This window comes from Stenotrophomonas sp. YJH_SMC_37 (assembly GCF_059370035.1).
Genome location: NZ_JCAFTG010000003.1, coordinates 161126 through 179339, shown reverse-complemented (window position 1 = coordinate 179339; position 18214 = coordinate 161126). Strand labels below are relative to the sequence as shown.

Sequence of the window (18214 nt, the reverse complement as noted above, 5' to 3'; positions counted from 1 at the left end):
CCGATGGGGCGGATCCTGGTGCTGGCCGGCGTCAACGGCGCCGGCAAGAGTTCGCTGCTGGGAACCTGGCTGGAAGCCGAAGGGCTGGGCTGGTTCAACCCCGATTCGTTCACCCGCCGCCTGGTAGAGGCGGGCTGGCCGCTGCCCGACGCCAATGCCGAGGCCTGGCAGGAAGGCACCCGCCGCCTGCGCCAGGCCATGGCCGATGGCACGGACTTCGCCTTCGAGACCACGCTGGGCGGCAACACCGTTCCGCGCCTGCTGCGCGAGGCCTGCGAGCACCATCACGTCGCGATCTGGTTCTGTGGCCTGGCCACGGTGGACCTGCACATTGCCCGTGTTGCAGCGCGGGTGGCCGCCGGCGGCCATGACATTCCGGTGGAGAAGATCCACGCCCGCTTCGATTCGGCACGCGAGAACCTGCTGGAACTGCTGCCACACCTGGCCGAGCTGCATGTCTACGACAACAGCGCTCCCGCCGGCGCCGACGGCTGCGTCGAGCCGCTGCCGGTGCTGGCGATGGCGCACGGCCAGCTGCAGTACCCGGTCTCGGTGGCCGAGCTGCTGCACACGCCGGACTGGGCCAAACCCATCGTAATGCGTGCGATGGAGTTGAACGCTGCGCGCGATTGAGGGCGCGTACGTTGTAGAGCCGAGCCCACGCTCGGCTGATCCCCCGAAAGGCAGCCGCGCGCGGGCTTGGCCGTACAACGCCGGCTTCGGCGAGCCTCAGGCCGGCTTCACCTGCTCGGGCTCCGCAACGTCCGGCAGCGGCGGCAAGATCGGGTCCACCGTCACCGGCACATCGCTCTTCAGCAGTGCGGCGGCTTCCTTGTCGCTGCCGACCGCCGGCGGTGAACCGCGCAGCGGCAGGCCAGCGGTCTCCTTCACGAACAGCATGGTGACCAGGCCGATCACTGCCGCGCCCATCAGGTAGTAGGCCGGCACCAGCGGATCGCCGGTACGTTCCACCAGCCATGCGGTCACCAGTGGCGTGGTGCCACCGAACAGCGACACCGACACATTGAAGGCGATCGACAGTGCGCTGTAGCGCACCGGGGTATAGAACAGCGCCGGCAGCGTGGACGGCATCGAGCTGGTGAAGCACACCAGTGCCAGGCCCAGCAGCATCAGGCCGAGGAAGATCAGCCAGTCGTTGCCGCTACCGATCAGCAGCAGGCAGGGTACGGCCAGCACCAGCAGCGCGATGCAGGCACCGATGATCATCGGGCGACGGCCAAGCTTGTCACTGAACAATCCGCCGACAATGTTCAGCGGCATCATCACCAGCATCACGATGATGATCAGCAGCAGGCCCTTGCTCTCGGCATAGCCCATGGTGACGCTGAGGTAGCTGGGCATGTAGGTCAGCAGCATGTAGTCGGTCACGTTGAACACCAGCACCAGGCCCATGCAGACCAGCAACTGGCGGCCATGTATCTGGAACAGCGCGGCGAGCCCGGGCCGGTCGTGCTCGCGCTTCTCGGCTTCCTCGGCGAAGGCGCGGAAGGCCGGCGTTTCCTCCAGTTTCATGCGCATGTACAGGCCGAGCAGGCCCAGCGGCCCGGCCACCAGGAATGGAATGCGCCAGCCCCAGTCCAGCATCTGTTCGCTGCTCAACAGCATGTGCAGCGCGGTCACGGTTCCGGCGCCGGCGATGTAGCCGCCCAGCGTGCCGAACTCCAGCCAGCTGCCCATCAGGCCGCGGTTGCGGTCGGTGGAATACTCGGCGATGAAGGTGGCCGCACCGCCGTACTCGCCGCCGGTGGAGAATCCCTGCACCACACGTGCCAGCAGCAACAGCACCGGTGCCCAGATGCCGATGCGCTCGTAGGAGGGAATCAAGCCGATCGAGAACGTGCCCAGCGCCATCAGGATCATGGTGAACGCCAGCACTTTCTGGCGCCCATAACGGTCGCCGAGCGGGCCGAACACCAGGCCGCCGAGTGGACGCACCAGGAATGCCACGGTGAAGGTGGCGAAGGCGGCGATCACCTGTGCCGTGGGGTTGCTGGACGGGAAGAACACCTGGCCGATGGTGACGGCCAGATAGCCGTAGACACCGAAGTCGAACCACTCCATGGCATTGCCAAGTGCGGCGGCGCCCACGGCGCGCTTGAGCATGGGCTTGTCGACGACGGTGATCTCATCGACCTTCAGGTGGCGGCGGCGTTTGAACCAGCCGAAGTGGGCATGGGAATCGGGCGTGTCCTGCATAGGGGCTCCCTTGTAGGTATGGAATAGGGGAATGGGTGCTGTGGTGTATCCCGGAAATCGGAAACGGCGATGCAGGCGCAAGTGGCGCAGGGGCATCGGAAGGCGGCGTGGGGGCCGGGGAATGTGTGCAGGCGCAACGCCACGCGCACGGCAGAGCACCGCCGCAGGGGCGGAGACGCGAAAACGGGATCACAGCGGCCGAGCAGTCAGCGGCCAGGTATCACATCAGCGTAGGGGTGCAGGCAGAGCGCCTGCTGGCGTCATCCGCCGGGATCCAGCGCGAGGCGATGGAAATGCAGGGCGGGAGCATTCGTGGCAAGCGAAGCGCCGGTCGGCAGTGCTTCCCACGTAACAGGTGCGCCCGTCACGTAGTGGGTCGTGTCGATCATCCTTTCATCATAACGGCATCGGCGTGAGCATGCAGCGAAGCAGGCCGATCTGCACGCTGTGTTCCACCTCGCCTGTTCAGAAGGCTCAGGCCGACTTCGCCACCAAACCGAACACCGTGCAGGCCATCGCCAAGGCGCCCGGCAGTGCCAGTTTCCGCGTGACCAGTGCGGCGCCGATCATGGTGAGCACCGAGAGCATGATGGCCAGGGCGAAGAACGGTTGGCCCTGCAGGAACTGGTGGATGCAACCGGCACAGCCGGCAATGGCCAGGCTGGTGGCAAAGCAGACGTGGAACAGTGAGCCAGCGTACACAGAGGTTCCTCGCGATGATGGAGGCCATAGCGGCAGGCAGGCGGACAAATTTAGCGCTGATTGCAGATTGCGATGACGGGATCACATCCTGTACCCGCTCTGGTGACATCGGCGTGCATAAGGTGGAGCGCACACCCACTTTCCGGATTGATGGAGGATGCAATGGCGCGGACGATTCCCGAAGGAACCCTGATCGTGGTAGCCGACGGTGGTTCGGCGCGGGTGTTCACCAACGTGGGCAGCAACCACCAGTTGACCCTGAAGCAGGAAGGCGAACTGCGCCTGCAGGACATCAGCGAGCAGGGTGTATCCGGGCAGGGGCCTGCGGGTGCCGTGCCGAAGGACATGTCGGTCTCGCAGCTCAATGAGGCCACGTTCGCCAAGCAGGTGGCCGAACAGCTCAACGAAGATGCCTTGAAGAACCGCTATGCGCACCTGGTATTGATCGCCGACCCGACCACGCTGGGCCGCATTCGTCCGCTGCTGCATAAAGAGGTCCAGGCGCGATTGCTCGGGGATATTGCCAAGGATCTGACCAACGCGCCGCTGGAAGACATCCAGAAGGCACTGGCGGCGTAGCGCTCATGCCGTTCATGCGTGATCACCTTGCGAACGAGCCCACCTCTGCGGAGGTGGCGGCGCAGCCTGGCTGGCAGGTGCTGGAGTTCGGTGCGCCCTGGTGTGGTCATTGCCAGGCCGCGCAGCCCGCGTTGCAGGCTTTTGTCGAAGCGAACGATCTGCCGCATTGGAAGATCGAGGATGGCAAGGGAAGGCCATTGGGGCGAGCGTTCAAGGTGAAGCTGTGGCCGACGGTGGTGCTGCTGCGCGATGGAGAGGAGATCGCGCGGGTGGTAAGGCCGTTGGACAGCGCGGATCTCATGTCGTTGCAGAGCGCACTTCCCGGTTGAAGAGTGAACCCGGTGCGGGACACCGGGCAGTCGCACTGCAGCATGCGGCGTGACAGGCCCGGTGCTAGGATCCCGCTATCACCTGAATCGATCCAAATGCCGATGCCCACGCTGGACCGTCGTCTCCTGATCGCTGTCGCCGCCACGGCGATGTTCGCTTCCGGCCTGGCGTCGGCCGCGCCTGCCAGAACCGCCGCCGACAAGGCCTATGCCTCGGTCGACCCGTTCATTGGTACGGGTGGTGAAGGCCACACTTACCCGGGTGCCACGGTGCCGTTCGGCATGGTCCAGCTCAGCCCGGACACACGCATCCAGCCACGCGAAAAGGCCTATGGCTGGGCAGCCGGCTACCGCTACGACGACAGCAGCATCGTCGGCTTCTCGCACACGCATTTTTCCGGCACTGGCCATTCCGATCTGGGCGACATCCTGCTGATGCCGTTCACCGGCAGTCCCGGCCTGGAGCGTGGCGATCCTGAGAAGCCGGGCAGCGGCTATGCCTCTCGCTTCCGCCATGACGATGAGAAGGCCGAGCCGGGCTACTACGCCGTCACCCTGGACGACTACAAGGTGCGCGCCGAGCTGACCACCAGTGCGCGCGTGGGCGTGCATCGCTACGCCTTCCCCAGGGGCGCCGACGCCAAGGTGCTGCTGGACATGCGCACCAGCATGTACGACTACCCGGGCAAGGTGCTGTGGTCGCGGGTGCGGGTGCGCGCCGATGGTACCGTGACCGGCTTCCGGGAGACGCGCGGCTGGGCGCCGGGTCGCCAGCTGTACTTCGCGATGCGTTTCTCGCGGCCGCTTTCCGGGCATGAGCTGCACAACACCGAGCAGGACATCGTCTACAAGGGCTTCCCGCCGCCGGGCGAGAAGGATCCAGCGCAGCGCGCACAGGTCGAGGGCCGCCAGCTGGTCGGTACCTTCGCATTCGGCAAGCTGGATGCACCGCTGGTGGTCAAGGTCGCGGTCTCGCCGGTCAGCGAAGCCGGCGCCATTGCCAACCTCGACGCGGAAGTGGCCGACTTTGATTTCGACCGCGTGCGTGCGCAGGCGAAACAGGAATGGACGCAGGCGCTGTCGGTGCTCGATATCGATGCGCCCGAGCACGCCCGCCGCAGTGCCTATACCGCGCTGTACCACACCCTGCTGGGGCCGACGCTGTTCATGGATGCCGATGGCCAGTACCGCGGGCCGGACAATGCCGTGCACAAGGCCGAGGGCTACACAAACTATTCCACGTTCTCGCTGTGGGACACCTACCGTGCGCTGCACCCGTTGCTGACGCTGGTGCAGCCGGAGAAACGCAACAGCGACTTCGTCAATTCGATGCTGGCGCACCATCAGCACAGCCCGTACGGCATGCTGCCGGTGTGGTCGTTCCATGGCCTGGAAGACTGGTGCATGATCGGCTACCACGCCGTGCCGGTGATTGCCGATGCCTACGTGAAGGGCATTCGTGGCTTCGACGCCGACAAGGCACTGAAGGCGATGATCGAGACTGCCAACTACGGCCCCTATGACGGCATCGCGCAATACCGCGAGCTGGGCTATGTGCCGATCGACGAGGAAGGCGAGGCCGCCAGCAAGACGCTGGAGTACGCCTTCGATGACTGGACCATCGCGCGCATGGCGCAGGCGATGGGCAAGACCGATGTGGCGGCGACCTTCGACAAGCGTGCCGGCAACTGGCGCAATGCCTTCGACAAGGACACCGGCTTCATGCGTGCGCGCAAGCGCGATGGCAGCTTCCGCACTCCGTTCGACCCCAGCGCCAGCGGCTATGGCACCGACTACACCGAAGGCAACGCCTGGCAGTATTCGTGGTACGTGCCGCAGGATGTTGCCGGACTGGCAGCAGCGCACGGTGGCAGCGACAAGCTGCTCGCGCGCCTGGACGATGTATTCAACGCCAAGGTGGATCCGTCCATCTTCGAGCACATGGAAGACATCACCGGCCTGATCGGCTGGTATGCGCATGGCAACGAGCCCAGTCACCATGTGGCCTACCTGTATTCGTACGCTGGCCAGCCGTGGCGCACCCAGGCGCGCCTGAAGCAGATCATGGACACCCAGTACGCCGATCGCCCCGATGGCCTGGCCGGCAACGATGATGTCGGCCAGATGTCGGCGTGGTACGTGTTCACCGCCCTGGGCTTCTATCCGGTGGCCCCGGGCTCGGGCGAGTACATCCTCGGCCGCCCGTTCCTGCCGAAGACCGCGATGCGCCTGCCGAACGGCAAGGCGTTCACCATCGTGGCCGATGGGCTGGATGACAGGCACACCTACGTCGGCAACGTGAGCCTCAACGGCAGGCCGCTGCAGCGCACCTTCCTGCGCCATGACGAGATCCTGGCAGGTGGCGAGCTGCGTTTCACCATGCAGGCCGAGCCGGACAAGGACTGGCCGGGGCAGGGCGCGCAGGCGCCCTATTCGATGAGCCGATGACGCGCACTCGGTAGGTGCCGACCTTGGTCGGCACGCTTCACGGGTGACCAGGAACCTGTAGAGCCGAGCCCATGCTCGGCTCAGGTATCGCGTCAACGGCAGCCGAGCATGGGCTCGGCTCTACAAGGGCAATTCGACAAAGGTCAGCGAAACCGCAACCCCACCCGCGCACCGCCGATCGGGGCGGTATCAATCATCAAGGTCGCGCCATGCCGCTGCGCGATCTCGGCCACGATCGCCAGCCCCAGCCCGCAGCCGTCGCCCTCGCTGCTCGCCCGATAGAAGCGTTCCGTGACGCGCGCGCGTTCGGCTTCGGCGATGCCTGTACCGTCATCGTCCACCCATACCTGCACGCCGCCCGCGTCCTGCCGAACGCCGAGGGTAATCACACCGGGCGCCGCGCCGTAGCGCAGCGCGTTGTCCAGCAGGTTGCCCAGCGCCTCGCGCAGCAGCTGCGGATCACCTTGCACCTGCACACCGTCGTCGGGTCCGTCGTAACCCAGGTCCACGTCGGCCGCCAACGCACGGTCGGCGTAGCGCTCGACCACGCCCCGCGCCAGCGCGGCCAGATCCAGCGGCTGCAGCGGCAGTGCGCTGCCATGTGGATCTTCCGATCGGCTGAGCATCAGCAGTTGGTTGACCAGGTGCTGCAGCCGCGCCAGCCCGGCCAGCGTGCCGGACAGCGCCAGTTGCTGGGCGTGCGGATCGTGCTGGCGCAATGAACTCTCAAGCTCCACCTGCATCGCTGCCAGCGGCGTGCGCAGCTGGTGCGCGGCATTGCTGACGAAGCGCCGCTGTGCATCCTGCATCGCGTCCAGGCGCTGCAGCAGCGCGTTGTAGGCCTCCACCGCCGGCCACAGTTCGCGCGGAGCTTCCTGCGCCGGATCCAGCGGCGCCAATGGATCCGGCCGCGGGCTGGCCAGCTTCCGCGCAACCAGGTTGGCATGGCGTGCGGCAGCGCCTGTACCGGACCAGGCCAGCCATGCCGCCAGTGCCAGGATCGCAGCCTGGAACGGAACGCTGGTCAGCAGCAGCTTGCGCTCCAGCCGGTGCCGCTTGCGCAGTGTCTCGGCCACGCGCAGCCGGATGTCATGACCCGGCCCGGCGCTGACCACCACTTCGACCATGCGCACGGCCTGCCCACGCAGCCGCGCATCATAGTAGACCGGGTCGTCGCTGCCGGCGGACATCGACGGGCGTGGCAATGCCTCGGGCAGGTCGCCATACAGGCGCCCACCCGCGGCGTCGACCACCTCGCCATGCACTTCGTCGGCGGTGTCCCAGGTGAACATGCGCGACACCGCCGGGGTGATCTCGATGGACGCGCGGCCGTCCTGCACCGTCACCAGCTCGGACAACGACATCGCCGAGTCCAGCAGCCAGCGGTCATAGACCTGCCCGGCATAGAAGCGGGCCAACGTGAATGAACCGACCGCGCTGCACAGCAGCAGCACCAGCAGGGGCAGCCACAGGCGGCGCAGCAGCAGCCCACGCAGGCTGTGCACACGCTCAGTCACCGCCGGCTTCCAGCCGATACCCCAGGCCACGCAGCATGCGGATGCCGACGCCGGCGCGCGCCTGTTCCAGCTTGCGGCGCAGGCGGCTGACATGCACTTCGATCACTGACAGGTTGGCCTCGTGGTCCCAGCTGTACAGCGCGTCGAACAGACGCTGCTTGGTGACGGTGCGGCCGGGATGCTGCATCAGTGCCTCGACCAGCGACAGCTCGCGCGCGGTCAGTTCGATGCGCTGGCCTTCCACCTGCACTTCATTGCGGATGCTGTCGAAGCACAACCGGCCCAGCCGCTTCTTTGCCGGTGCGTCGCTTCGGCGGCGTGACAGCGCACGCAGGCGCGCCTCCAGCTCACCGAGTGCAAATGGCTTGGCCAGGTAATCGTCGCCACCCCGGTCGAGGCCGAGGATGCGGTCCTCCACACCGTCGCGCGCGGTCAGGATCAGCACCGGCAGGGTGACACCGTCGTTGCGCAGGCGCGAGAGCAGGTCGAGGCCATCGACGTCGGGCAATGAAAGATCGAGCACCATCACGTCATACGGCGCGCTGGCCAGTGCAGCCGGCGCGTGCAGCCCGCGCGAGAGGTGGTCGCACAGATGGCCGGCGCCCTGCAGGGCGCGGATCAGTCCATCGGCCAGCGCGGCGTCGTCTTCGATCAGCAGGATTCGCATTGCAAGCTTCGTGCAAGGTTGGGGCAAGTTTGGCGCAAGTGCATCACCTTACCGTGACGTGCATGAATTTCTCCCCTCGTTTTGCGGCCGTGCTGGCCACTCTTCTGTGCGCGCCCACCGCTTCGGCGCTGTCCCTGCAGGAAGCGCAGCGCGCCATGGAAGCACACAACCCGGACCTGCGTGCGGCGGCACTGGAGCTGCGCGGCGTGCAGGGCGATGTGCAGACGGCGGCGTTGCGCCCGGCCACCGAGTTGTCGATCGGCACCAGCAAGATCAGCCCCAAGCATGGCATCGGCTCGGGACGCTGGCAGGACAAGCGGGTGGACAGCACCGTGGGCCTGGGCTGGACCTGGGAGCGCGGTGGCAAGCGTGCGTTGCGTATCCGCCAGGCCGATGCGCTGCTGGAAGTGGCCGGGCTGGAGATGCTCGATGCGCGGCGCCGCCAGCAGGTGGCGCTGCATGAAGCCTATTTCGCTCTGAAGGGCGCACAGGAGCGGGCGCAGATTGCCGATGCCAACCGCCAGAGTTCGGCCGAGCAGATGGCGGCGGCGGACAAGCAGGTCGCCACCGGGGCGATGGCGCCGGTCGACCGCGCGCGGCTGGCAGTGGACGACCTGGCGGTGGCCGATGCGGCGCGCGAGGCGTCGCTGGATCTGCGCGATGCGCGGCATGCGTTGGGGCTGCTGCTCGGCCGCGACGACAGCCATGACCTCAGCGCCGATGATCCTTGGCCGGAGGCCAGCAGCGTGGCCGGCGTGCGTGCGTTCGATCCGCAGCAGCGTGCCGATCTGCGCGCGGCACGTTCGCGCCTGGCCGCGGCCGACGCCGGTGTGGCACTGGCGCGCAGTGAGCGCCATCGCGACATCCAGCTGGGTGTGGAGGCCGAGCGCGAGCCGACCGACATCAGCGGTGTCACCTGGGGAGTGTCATTGACCATCCCGCTCGGCGGCCCGTCACGTGCACGCGGCGCGATCCAGCGTGCCGAGGCCGACCGTGACAGCGCCGCGCTGGAGCTGCAGGTACTGCAGCGCGAAGCACGCGCCGAGCTGGACCAGCTGCAGGCCAGCGCGCAGTCCGCCGCACAGCGCCGCAGCGACTATGAGGGACTGCAGTCCGACGCCGCACGCAAGGCGGTGCAGGGCATCGAACTGGCGTACCGGCGCGGCGCCGCCAGCCTGACCGATCTGCTGGATGCGCGCCGCAGCTGGCGCGACTTCGAGACGGCGCTGATCGATGCGCGTGCCGACCATGCCATTGCCCTGGCGCGCTGGGAAGCGGCCACATCCGTTGCTGAAGGAGAGTCCCGATGAAGTCCACCGTCGCTTATCGACCGCAGGCGCGACAGGCCGTGCTGCCGGCCTTGCTGGCGCTGGCCCTGCTGGGCGGCTGCGGCCGCGAACCGGCGTCGTATACCGAGGACGGGCCGAAGGTCAGTGCTGGCCAGATCCAGTTTCCTGCCGGTAGCCGCCAGCTGGACGTGCTACGCAGCGAGGCGGTCACCGCCGGCGCCAGCGCCAGCCTGCAGCTGCCGGGCCGGGTGGTCTGGGACGAGACGCGCTCCAGCGCGCTGCGTACGCCGTTGGCCGGGCAGGTGGCGCGTATCGAGGCACAGCCGGGGCAGAAAGTGAAGGCGGGCCAGGTGATCGCCTGGATCACTTCGCCCGAATTCGGCCAGGCCCAGGCGGAGGGCGTGCGCGGCCGCGCCGAGCTGCAGCAGGCGCGCAAGGAGCTGGAGCGCACCCGCGAGCTGCATGCGGCGGGTGTGGCGTCGGGCCGCGAACTGGACGAGGCCGAGGCCAACTTCGCCGGCAGCCAGGCCGATCATGCGCGTGCAACCGCCTTCGCCAAGGCCTATGGCAATGGCCAGCACGTCGATCAGCGCCTGCCGCTGCGCGCGCCGATCGATGGCGTGCTGGTGGAGCGGCGGATGAGCCCGGGCATGGCGGTCAGCCCCGACAGCGAACGGCCATTGGCGGTGATTGGCGATCCGGACCGCCTGTGGTTGCAGCTGGATGTACCGGAGGGCCTGGCCGGACGTTTGAAGGCGGGCATGCAGGTGAGCGTGCCCGGGCCCGATGGACAGCCGCTGCAGGCGACCCTGCAGCACGTGGATGACTTCGTCGACAGCGAACGCCGCGTGGTGCAGGCGCGCGCCGAGCTGGACAACCGCGCACGCGGTTTCAAGGCGGGGCAGTACGTGCGCGCCCAGGTGGCGTTGCCGGCCGAAGGCGGTGTCTCGCTGCCCGATGCGGCCGTGTTGTTGATCGACGGCAAGCAGGTGGTGTTCGTGGAGGAGGGCAAGGGCCGCTTCGTGCGTCACGCGGTGCATGCCGAGGAGCTGGGCGATGGCCGGCTGTGGGTGCGTGAGGGCCTGGCCGCAGGCGCCAGGGTGGTGGTAGAAGGCGGCCTGCTGCTGCAGCAGCTGGCGGACAGCGCACCGGCCGCCGCCAGCACCGGCACGGGGCACGCCGCCCCATGATCGATCGCCTGATTGCCTACTGCCTGCGCCAGCCATTGATGGTGATGCTGGCACTGCTGCTGTTCATGGGTGCTGGCATTGCCGCGTTCCGCGTACTGCCGGTGGAAGCCTTCCCGGATGTATCCGACACCCAGGTGACAGTGGTGTCGCTGCACCCGGGCCGTGCCGCCGAAGAGGTCGAGCGCGAGGTGACGATGCCACTGGAGGTGGCGTTGTCCGGCATCCCGCATTCTGTGCGGGTGTTCTCGCATACGCAGTTCGGCCTGTCGATGATCATCCTGACCTTCGACGACAAGGCCGATGACTACTTCGCACGCCAGCAGGTCCTGGAGCGCCTGCAGGGCGTGGAGCTGCCGGAAGGGGTGACCCCGGAACTGGAGGCGATGAGCTCGGCGGTAGGTGAGATCTACCGCTATGTGCTGAAAGGCCCGCACATGACGCCAACCCAGCTGCGCACCGTGCAGGAATGGACGATGGAGCGTAGCCTGCGCACCGTGCCGGGCGTGGCCGATGTGATCAGTTTCGGCGGCTTCGCGCGTACCTTCCAGGTCAAGCCGGACCTGGACAAGCTGCGTGATCGCGGCATCAGCCTGGGTGAGTTCGCCGAGGCGCTGGAGAGGGGCAGCTCGAATGCCGGCGGCGGCTACGTGGAACGCGGCCAGCAGCAGTTCCTGATCCGTGGCGTGGGCCTGATGCGCTCGCCGGCCGACGTCGGCAACGTGGTGGTGGCGCAACGCGGAGGAACGCCGATCCTGGTACGCGACTTGGCCGGCATCGCCGATACCGGGCTGCCCCGGCAGGGCCTGGTCGGCCAGGACGACAACGACGATGCGGTGTTCGGCATGGTGCTGATGCGCAAGGGCGAGAACCCGTCCGACGTGCTCGACGCCCTGCATGCGCGCATCGCTGAGATCGAGGCCAACCAGTTGCCGGCCGGGGTCAGCATCGAGCCGTTCTACGACCGCTCGTGGCTGGTCTCGACCACGCTGAATACCGTGTTCCGCAACCTGCTGGAAGGCGCGGTGCTGGTGTTCCTGGTGCTGTGGCTGTTCCTGTACAACGCCCGGGCCGCGCTGATCGTGGCGGCGATGATGCCGCTGGCCCTGCTGTCGACCTTCCTCGGCCTGCATCTGTGGGGTGTGCCGGCCAACCTGCTGTCGTTGGGTGCGATGGACTTCGGCATCATCATCGATGGCGCGGTGATCGTGACCGAGCACATCGTCTCGCGATTGTCGAAGCTGCCACCTGCGGCAGACCGGAAGACACGGTTCTCGACCATTCTCTCGGCCGCATCGGAAGTGGGGCGGCCGACGTTCTTCTCGATGCTGATCATCATCGCCGCGCATATCCCGATCTTCACCCTGCAGCGCCAGGAAGGACGCATGTTCGCGCCGATGGCGTACTCGGTGACCTCGGCATTGATCGGTGCATTGATCCTGGCACTGACCGTGGTGCCGTTGTTCTGCTACTGGTGGCTGCGGCGCGACCGCATGCGCGACGGCAATCCGCTGATGGACCGCCTGACCGGCTGGTACCGGCCGGTCCTGGAGCGCGCACTGGCCCGCCCGCGTGCGGTGGTACTGACCGCAGTCGCGCTGCTGGTGGGCACGCTGGCGCTGGGCACCCGCCTGGGATCGGAGTTCCTGCCCGAGCTGGACGAAGGCTCGATCTGGCTGACCGCCACGCTAGACCCCAGCACCAGCCTGGCCGAAGCGCAGCAGCAGTCGCGGCGCATCCGCGAACTGGTCGGCACGTTCCCGCAGGTATCGACGGTGGTGGCCAAGCTGGGACGCCCGGAAGACGGCTCCGATGCCAAGGGCGCCAACCAGATCGAGGCGCTGGTGGCGTTGAAGCCTGAGAAGGAATGGCCGAAGGGCGTGGACAAGCGGCAGCTGGTGAGCGATCTGCAGCGCACCTTGGAGCAGCGCATTCCGGGCCCCGAGTTCTCGATCTCGCAGCCGGTGCGCGACAACATCCTGGAGAGCATCTCGCAGATCAAGGGCCAGGTGGTGATCAAGGTCAGCGGCTCGGATCTGAACGTGCTCAACCAGCAGGCGCAGGCGATCCTGGGACAGGTGCGTAGCGTGGAGGGCGTAGAGAGTGCCTTCATCGACCGTGACGGTTCATTGCCGCAGCTGCAGATCGAGATCGATCGCGACCGCGCCGCGCGCTATGGCTTGAACGTGCGCGACATCGACGAGGTGATCGAGACCGCACTGGGCGGGCGCCAGGTCGGTGAATTGTGGGAAGGTGACCGCAGGTTCCCGATCACGCTGCGCCTGGACGACGCCGACCGTGACCTGCAACAGTTGCGCACGGTCCCGGTCGGCATCGGCGATGGCCACACGGTGACGCTGTCCGACGTCGCCGATTTCCGCATGGCCAGCGGCGCGATCAACATCTCGCGCGAGAACGCACAGCGCGTCAAGGCCGTGAGCATCTTCATCGCCGGCCGTGACATGGGCAGCGTGGTGGCCGACATGCGCAAGCGCGTGGACGCCAACGTGCAGCTGCCGGACGGCTACCGACTGGAGTGGTCTGGCGAGTTCGAGAACCAGCAGCGTGCGATGAAGCGGCTGGGCTGGGTGATTCCGCTGTCGGTGCTGATCATCTTCGTGCTGCTATTCGATGCCTTCAAGGACATCAGCAGCGCCGCGCTGATCCTGGCCAACGTGCCACTTGCGATGATCGGGGGCATCCTCGCCCTGTGGTTGACTGGGATTCCACTGTCGGTGTCGGCGGCGATCGGCTTCATTGCATTGTTCGGGCAGGCGGTGCTGAACGGGGTGGTGATGCTCAGTCGCTTCGCGCAGCTGCGCGAGCAGGGCATGGACCTGCTGCAGTCGGTCGTGCAGGGCTCGCTGCAGCGCCTGCGCACCGTACTGATGACCGCACTGCTTGCGATGTTCGGCCTGCTGCCGATGGCCACCTCGCATGCGATTGGTGCCGAGACCCAGAAACCGCTGGCGGTGGTGGTGATCGGCGGCCTGCTGTCGGCGATGCTGCTGACCCTGCTGGTACTGCCCACGTTGTACTACTGGGTGCATCGCCGCCGCGAGGCGCGCATCGCCTGACCTACCTGTAGAGCCGAGCGCATGCTCGGCTGCTTCTGGCCTTTGCGCGAAGAGCAGCCGAGCATGGGCTCGGCTCTACAAGGGCGTCGCGCCATGCGTGGATGCCACCTGTGCGGACTACACCATCCCGCCATTGGCGCGCAGCACCTGGCCGTTGATCCACCCGCCATCGGCACCAACCAGGAACGCCACCGCACCGGCGATGTCCTCCGGCGTACCCAGCCGCTCCAGGGGGTTCATCTTCGCCAACCGCTCGATCAGCTCGGGCGATTTCCCATCCAGGAACAGATCGGTGGCGGTCGGGCCCGGCGCCACGGCGTTCACGGTGATGTTGCGCCCGCGCAGCTCCTTGCTGAGGATCGCGCCCATGGTCTCCACCGCCGACTTGCTGGCCGCATACACGCTGTAGTTCTCCAGCCGGGTCCCGACCACGCTGGTGGACAGCGTGACGATGCGCCCGCCGTCGCGCACCCGTCGCGCGCTTTCGCGCAGCACGTTGAAGGCGCCCTTGAGGTTGATGCCGATCACCCGCTCGAACAGGGCGTCGTCGGTGTCGGCGAGCGGCGCCAGCTGCAATACGCCGGCGCTGTTGACCACCACGTCGATGCCGCCGAAACGGGCCTCGATGGCGTTGAACAGCTGGTAGACCGCCTGCGGATCGGCCACATCGGCCTGCAGCGCGATGGCCTGCGCGCCGGCTGCGTTGAGTTCGGCCGCCAAGGCTTCGGCGTCGTCGCGGCGGCCCGCATAGTTGATCGCGACCGCGTGGCCATCGGCGGCCAGGCGGCGGGAGATGGCCGCGCCGATGCCACGGGAGCCGCCGGTGACCAGAGCGACAGAGCGGGCGGGGGAGAGGGTCATGGTGGCTTCCACTGGGGCGCGCCGGAGCGGCGCAGGGCCATGTTCGCGCCATCGCACGTTCGGATAATCCTGCATAATCCGCCAACATCATCCGGATAGCCGAACAATGGACCGCTTTACGGCCATGCGCGCCTTCGTCCGTATCGTCGAGCGCCGTAGCTTCACCCGGGCCTCCGAGGACCTCGGCCTGCCGCGGGCCACGGTGACCGACGCGATCAAGGCGCTGGAACAGCGGCTGGGCGTGCGCCTGCTGCACAGGACCACGCGGCTGGTGGTGCCGACGTTGGAAGGCGAGGCCTTCTATGGCCGTTGCCTGCGCCTGATCGCCGACATGGACGATGCCGAGGCCGCCTTCCGTGACGCGCCGCCGCGCGGCCCCTTGCGCATTGAAGTGCACGGCACGCTGGGCCGGCACCTGCTGTTTCCGCAGCTGCCGGACTTCCTGCAGCGCTACCCGGAGATCGAACTGGACGTCAGCGAAGGCGACCGCTATGTCGACCTGCTGCGCGAAGGCGTGGATGCAGCGTTGCGGGTGGGGACGCTGGCCGATAGCGATCTGGCGGCGCGCCGGTTGACGATGCTGCGCGAGGTGACGGTGGCCTCGCCAAGCTATTTGCAGGTCAGGGGCGCGCCGGGCAGCATCGATGCCCTGCAGGACGGCCACCAGATGGTCGGCTATCGCTCCAGCGCCACCGGCCAGCTGATTCCGCTGGAGTTCCAGCAGGGCGGGCAGGTACGCTACGTGCCGCTGCCGGCGCGGGTGCGTGTGTCCGGTGCGGATGCGTTCCTCGGCGCCGCGCTGTCGGGCCTGGGCATCATCCAGGCTCCGCGCTACCGGATGGACCCGTATATCGCGCGCGGGCAGCTGGTGGAGCTGTTGCCGGACGCGCCGCCGACCCCAAGCCCGTTGAGCCTGGTCTACCCGCGCAACCGCACGCCGTCGCCGCGCTTGCGGGTGTTCATCGACTGGGTGGCCGGGGTGTTCGAGCAGACCGGGGTTGCCGGCCAGCGGCCGGCACTACCGGAGCGGCACGCGAAGCTGTCCGACCGCAGGGGGTAGTGCCGGCCGCTGGCCGGCATCACAGCGCGTGCAGCGGCCCCTGCATGCGATGGAAACTGCCATCGGTGGCGGTGAACCAGGCCAGCGAATGCCCGCACGCGAAGTCATCGACATGCACGACCGTAGCGCCATCGGCTTCCTGCCACGAAATGGCATAGACCCCGTCGCGGATCTGCTGCCACTCGCAGGCGGCTTCACCCTGTGCACCGGCATAGGCGCCTGAGACGATGGCGTACTGCACATGGCGGCCATCGGCACTGTATGCGTTGTCTGCCGTCAGGCCGTCATAGCTGACGCGGAAGCGGCGGCCGGCGAACAGTGGCAGGGTGGACGCCGCGTTCATCGGATCGCCACCGGGTTTATGTTGACCTGGGTCGAGCCGACGTACAGCGGCTGGCCGAGCACGAACAGGAATTCCCAGGCCTTGTCGCGCACCAGCGCACGGCTGTCGATCAGCTCCAGGTTGTAGATGCCGCGCTTGGCCAGCATGTACTGGTTGATCGGGAACTCCTCGGCACCGATCGGGTTCGGGTAGACCTCCGAGGCCCAGGTGTCGCCACCGAAGGCGACGATGCCCTGGTCGGCCAGCCACTTCGCCGCCTCCATGCCAATGCCCGGTTCCACTTCCAGGAACTGTTTGTCGTCCTTGCCGATCAGTTCCAGCCAGCCGGTGTTGAACAGCACCACGTCGCCCTTGCGCAGGCTCAGGCCCTGCTTCTTCAGCACGGCCTGGATGTCGGCCACGGTGAACTCGGTGCCGCCGGGCACGATCGCCTTGCCGTAGTACGCAGTCATGTCCAGCACGACGCCGCGGGTGACCATCGGCGGCACCTTCTCGACGCCGAGCTTGCGCACACCGTCCACGGTGACGAAGTCGGCGGCCTTGTTGCCGTTGTAGTAGACGTTGTCGATGCCGATATGGCCGATGCCGTTGAGCTGGGTGCCAACGCCGGTCCAGGCGTTCACCAGTTCATCGTTGAAGGTGAACTTGTTGGGCCCCAGCGACGTGCCGGCCTGCTGGCCGACCTGCACGTTGTACAGGCGGAAGCTGCGGTGGCGGAACGCGGGCAGGTTCTTGTCCACCGGCACCGCCAGCGGATAGGTCTTGCCGGTCCTGACCAGCGATACCGCGTGCTTGACCACGTCCGTGGTGAGCAGGTTGGCGGCGCCGATCTCGTCGTTGGCGCCGTAGGCAGAGGGGTACCAGTCCTCGGCGGTGGCCTGGAAGGACAGCGGCAGGGTGGCCAGCGCAAGCGCGGCCAGGGTCTTGATCTTCATGGCAAAGCTCCGGTAACTGTCAGGCCGTCGCGGGGGCGGCAAGCGGGGCATGCGGCGCAGCGGCGTCGGCATGGGCCGGGAAGTGCGGCAGCACGTACTCGGCGATCTCGTGGAAGGTCTCGGCCAACGGCCGTTCGTTGCGGCGGAACTGCAGGCCGATGTGGTCGACACCGGCCGCCTGCATGGCGTGCAGCTCGGCCAGCAGGGCCTTGCGGCCGCCGCGCAGCCCAAAGCGCCAGCGCTGCAGCGGGGCATCGGCATCGGCCACCAGGTCCAGGTGGATGAAGCTGGCATACGGCTTGTTGCCGGCCACGGCGCGCCAGGCCGCCACGCGCTGCGCATGGTCCTGTGGCGTGCCCGGGTAGGCCAGGCAGCCATCCATGTGCTGGCCGATCCACGCCGGTTGCTGCTGGGCCAGGCCGGCCACGAACAACGGCAGGGCTGGGCCAACCGCAGGCAGCACGTCCAAGCCCTGCGGCAGGTGCGCGGCGGCGCCTTCGCGCAGCAATGCGATCTGCTCGCGGAAGCGGCTGCCCCGCGTGTCGAAATCGCGGCCGAACAGCGGGTACTCCACCGGGCGGTCGCCACTGGCTACGCCCAGCAGCAGGCGGTCTCCGCTCAGCCGCTGCACGCTACGCGCCGACTTCAGGGTCAGCAACGGCTCACGGATCGGCAGCACCACCGCACCGGTGCCCAGCAGGATGTCATTGGTGATGCCGGCCAGGTAGCCGAGGTAACTGAATACCTCGAACACCTGCGCCGCATCGCCGAAGGCTGGGTCGTACACCGGTACGTCGCGCACCCACAGCGCACGGAAGCCGAGGCGGTCGGCCAAGCGTGCCAGTTCTGCATGGCGCTGCAGGTCCGGTTCGCCGGGCAGGCGTCGCGCGGCGCGTCGTGCCTGTTCGCCCAGCGGCGTCCAGTCATTGTCCAGCGGTGCTTCGATGCCGATGCTGAAACCACCGGCCTGCAGCCGCGCCAACGCACTGCCCATGGCGAGGCT

The 18214-nt window shown here is 67.4% G+C and carries 17 protein-coding genes; 8 read left to right on the top strand and 9 right to left on the bottom strand.

Features of this window, described 5'->3' with window-relative positions; translation table 11 throughout:
• The first annotated feature begins 3 nt into the window (after nt 1-3).
• Nucleotides 4-633, top strand: a complete 630-nt coding sequence (locus AC5P8J_RS05550; RefSeq protein ID WP_180876758.1) for an ATPase — start codon at nt 4-6, stop codon at nt 631-633.
• A 96-nt stretch (nt 634-729) separates the two neighbouring features.
• On the opposite strand, the gene proP is transcribed toward AC5P8J_RS05550, so the two are convergent.
• The 3 genes from proP to AC5P8J_RS05535 form a co-directional block, all read right to left on the bottom strand.
• A complete protein-coding gene (gene proP, locus AC5P8J_RS05545; RefSeq protein WP_332329642.1) occupies nt 730-2217 on the bottom strand; it encodes a glycine betaine/L-proline transporter ProP in 1488 nt (495 codons plus the stop codon).
• 260 nt (nt 2218-2477) lie between these two features.
• Complete coding sequence (locus AC5P8J_RS05540; protein WP_256202341.1) at nt 2478-2606, bottom strand: hypothetical protein; 129 nt, start codon at nt 2604-2606, stop codon at nt 2478-2480.
• Nucleotides 2607-2691: 85 nt separating this feature from the next.
• Nucleotides 2692-2919 carry a hypothetical protein gene (locus AC5P8J_RS05535; RefSeq protein WP_019337747.1) on the bottom strand — a complete coding sequence of 76 codons (228 nt, stop codon included), beginning with the start codon at nt 2917-2919 and terminating at the stop codon, nt 2692-2694.
• Between the two features lie 162 nt (nt 2920-3081).
• On the opposite strand from AC5P8J_RS05535, the gene AC5P8J_RS05530 reads away from it, so the two are divergent.
• The 3 genes from AC5P8J_RS05530 (at nt 3082) to AC5P8J_RS05520 (ending at nt 6275) form a co-directional block, all read left to right on the top strand.
• The gene (locus AC5P8J_RS05530; RefSeq protein ID WP_019337746.1) at nt 3082-3498 is read left to right on the top strand and encodes a baeRF12 domain-containing protein; all 417 of its coding nucleotides are present in this window, start codon (nt 3082-3084) and stop codon (nt 3496-3498) included.
• Nucleotides 3499-3503: 5 nt separating this feature from the next.
• The gene (locus AC5P8J_RS05525; protein WP_019659840.1) at nt 3504-3827 is read left to right on the top strand and encodes a thioredoxin family protein; all 324 of its coding nucleotides are present in this window, start codon (nt 3504-3506) and stop codon (nt 3825-3827) included.
• 96 nt (nt 3828-3923) lie between these two features.
• Nucleotides 3924-6275, top strand: coding sequence for a GH92 family glycosyl hydrolase (locus AC5P8J_RS05520; protein ID WP_495216678.1), 2352 nt, complete (start codon nt 3924-3926; stop codon nt 6273-6275).
• A gap of 143 nt (nt 6276-6418) precedes the next feature.
• Here AC5P8J_RS05520 and AC5P8J_RS05515 read toward each other — a convergent pair whose 3' ends face one another.
• Nucleotides 6419-7792 carry a sensor histidine kinase gene (locus AC5P8J_RS05515; RefSeq protein WP_478436843.1) on the bottom strand — a complete coding sequence of 458 codons (1374 nt, stop codon included), beginning with the start codon at nt 7790-7792 and terminating at the stop codon, nt 6419-6421.
• Entirely contained in the window at nt 7785-8459 is a 675-nt protein-coding gene (locus AC5P8J_RS05510) for a response regulator (RefSeq protein WP_111098529.1), read from the bottom strand. The genes AC5P8J_RS05515 and AC5P8J_RS05510 overlap by 8 nt, the downstream gene beginning before the upstream one ends.
• A 62-nt stretch (nt 8460-8521) precedes the next feature.
• Here AC5P8J_RS05510 and AC5P8J_RS05505 point away from each other — a divergent pair, with 62 nt between their 5' ends.
• Genes AC5P8J_RS05505 through AC5P8J_RS05495 form a run of 3 tightly spaced genes read left to right on the top strand, consistent with a single transcriptional unit; the run spans nt 8522 to nt 14012 of the window.
• Nucleotides 8522-9769, top strand: coding sequence for a TolC family protein (locus tag AC5P8J_RS05505; RefSeq protein ID WP_495216676.1), 1248 nt, complete (start codon nt 8522-8524; stop codon nt 9767-9769).
• On the top strand, nt 9766-10938 hold the full coding sequence (locus AC5P8J_RS05500) for an efflux RND transporter periplasmic adaptor subunit (RefSeq protein WP_495216674.1): 1173 nt from the start codon (nt 9766-9768) through the stop codon (nt 10936-10938). Before AC5P8J_RS05505 ends, AC5P8J_RS05500 begins: the two co-directional genes overlap by 4 nt.
• Complete coding sequence (locus tag AC5P8J_RS05495) at nt 10935-14012, top strand: efflux RND transporter permease subunit (RefSeq protein WP_495216672.1); 3078 nt, start codon at nt 10935-10937, stop codon at nt 14010-14012. Before AC5P8J_RS05500 ends, AC5P8J_RS05495 begins: the two co-directional genes overlap by 4 nt.
• A gap of 117 nt (nt 14013-14129) precedes the next feature.
• Here the strand turns inward: AC5P8J_RS05495 and AC5P8J_RS05490 are convergent, their stop codons facing one another.
• Complete coding sequence (locus AC5P8J_RS05490) at nt 14130-14873, bottom strand: SDR family oxidoreductase (RefSeq protein WP_134735453.1); 744 nt, start codon at nt 14871-14873, stop codon at nt 14130-14132.
• Nucleotides 14874-14979: 106 nt separating this feature from the next.
• Here AC5P8J_RS05490 and AC5P8J_RS05485 point away from each other — a divergent pair, with 106 nt between their 5' ends.
• The gene (locus AC5P8J_RS05485) at nt 14980-15933 is read left to right on the top strand and encodes a LysR family transcriptional regulator (protein ID WP_134735454.1); all 954 of its coding nucleotides are present in this window, start codon (nt 14980-14982) and stop codon (nt 15931-15933) included.
• Between the two features lie 19 nt (nt 15934-15952).
• Here the strand turns inward: AC5P8J_RS05485 and AC5P8J_RS05480 are convergent, their stop codons facing one another.
• The 3 genes from AC5P8J_RS05480 to AC5P8J_RS05470 are packed head-to-tail and all read right to left on the bottom strand — an operon-like array spanning nt 15953 to nt 18205.
• Entirely contained in the window at nt 15953-16276 is a 324-nt protein-coding gene (locus AC5P8J_RS05480) for a MoaF-related domain-containing protein (protein WP_134735455.1), read from the bottom strand.
• A complete protein-coding gene (locus tag AC5P8J_RS05475) occupies nt 16273-17211 on the bottom strand; it encodes a cyclase family protein (RefSeq protein ID WP_134735456.1) in 939 nt (312 codons plus the stop codon). The genes AC5P8J_RS05480 and AC5P8J_RS05475 overlap by 4 nt, the downstream gene beginning before the upstream one ends.
• Nucleotides 17212-17230: 19 nt before the next feature.
• On the bottom strand, nt 17231-18205 hold the full coding sequence (locus tag AC5P8J_RS05470; RefSeq protein ID WP_227844285.1) for a TIGR03571 family LLM class oxidoreductase: 975 nt from the start codon (nt 18203-18205) through the stop codon (nt 17231-17233).
• Between the last annotated feature and the right edge of the window lie 9 nt (nt 18206-18214).

Excerpts from the sequence above, each read along its gene's own strand:
- AC5P8J_RS05525 (WP_019659840.1), top strand. The coding sequence starts at position 3,504 with ATGCCGTTCATGCGTGATCACCTTGCGAACGAGCCCACCTCTGCGGAG.
- AC5P8J_RS05510 (WP_111098529.1), bottom strand. The coding sequence starts at position 8,459 with ATGCGAATCCTGCTGATCGAAGACGACGCCGCGCTGGCCGATGGACTG.
- AC5P8J_RS05470 (WP_227844285.1), bottom strand. The coding sequence starts at position 18,205 with ATGGGCAGTGCGTTGGCGCGGCTGCAGGCCGGTGGTTTCAGCATCGGC.
- AC5P8J_RS05495 (WP_495216672.1), top strand. The coding sequence starts at position 10,935 with ATGATCGATCGCCTGATTGCCTACTGCCTGCGCCAGCCATTGATGGTG.
- AC5P8J_RS05500 (WP_495216674.1), top strand. The coding sequence starts at position 9,766 with ATGAAGTCCACCGTCGCTTATCGACCGCAGGCGCGACAGGCCGTGCTG.
- AC5P8J_RS05475 (WP_134735456.1), bottom strand. The coding sequence starts at position 17,211 with ATGAAGATCAAGACCCTGGCCGCGCTTGCGCTGGCCACCCTGCCGCTG.
- proP (WP_332329642.1), bottom strand. The coding sequence starts at position 2,217 with ATGCAGGACACGCCCGATTCCCATGCCCACTTCGGCTGGTTCAAACGC.
- AC5P8J_RS05490 (WP_134735453.1), bottom strand. The coding sequence starts at position 14,873 with ATGACCCTCTCCCCCGCCCGCTCTGTCGCTCTGGTCACCGGCGGCTCC.
- AC5P8J_RS05530 (WP_019337746.1), top strand. The coding sequence starts at position 3,082 with ATGGCGCGGACGATTCCCGAAGGAACCCTGATCGTGGTAGCCGACGGT.
- AC5P8J_RS05480 (WP_134735455.1), bottom strand. The coding sequence starts at position 16,276 with ATGAACGCGGCGTCCACCCTGCCACTGTTCGCCGGCCGCCGCTTCCGC.
- AC5P8J_RS05520 (WP_495216678.1), top strand. The coding sequence starts at position 3,924 with ATGCCGATGCCCACGCTGGACCGTCGTCTCCTGATCGCTGTCGCCGCC.
- AC5P8J_RS05540 (WP_256202341.1), bottom strand. The coding sequence starts at position 2,606 with ATGATCGACACGACCCACTACGTGACGGGCGCACCTGTTACGTGGGAA.
- AC5P8J_RS05550 (WP_180876758.1), top strand. The coding sequence starts at position 4 with ATGGGGCGGATCCTGGTGCTGGCCGGCGTCAACGGCGCCGGCAAGAGT.
- AC5P8J_RS05485 (WP_134735454.1), top strand. The coding sequence starts at position 14,980 with ATGGACCGCTTTACGGCCATGCGCGCCTTCGTCCGTATCGTCGAGCGC.
- AC5P8J_RS05505 (WP_495216676.1), top strand. The coding sequence starts at position 8,522 with ATGAATTTCTCCCCTCGTTTTGCGGCCGTGCTGGCCACTCTTCTGTGC.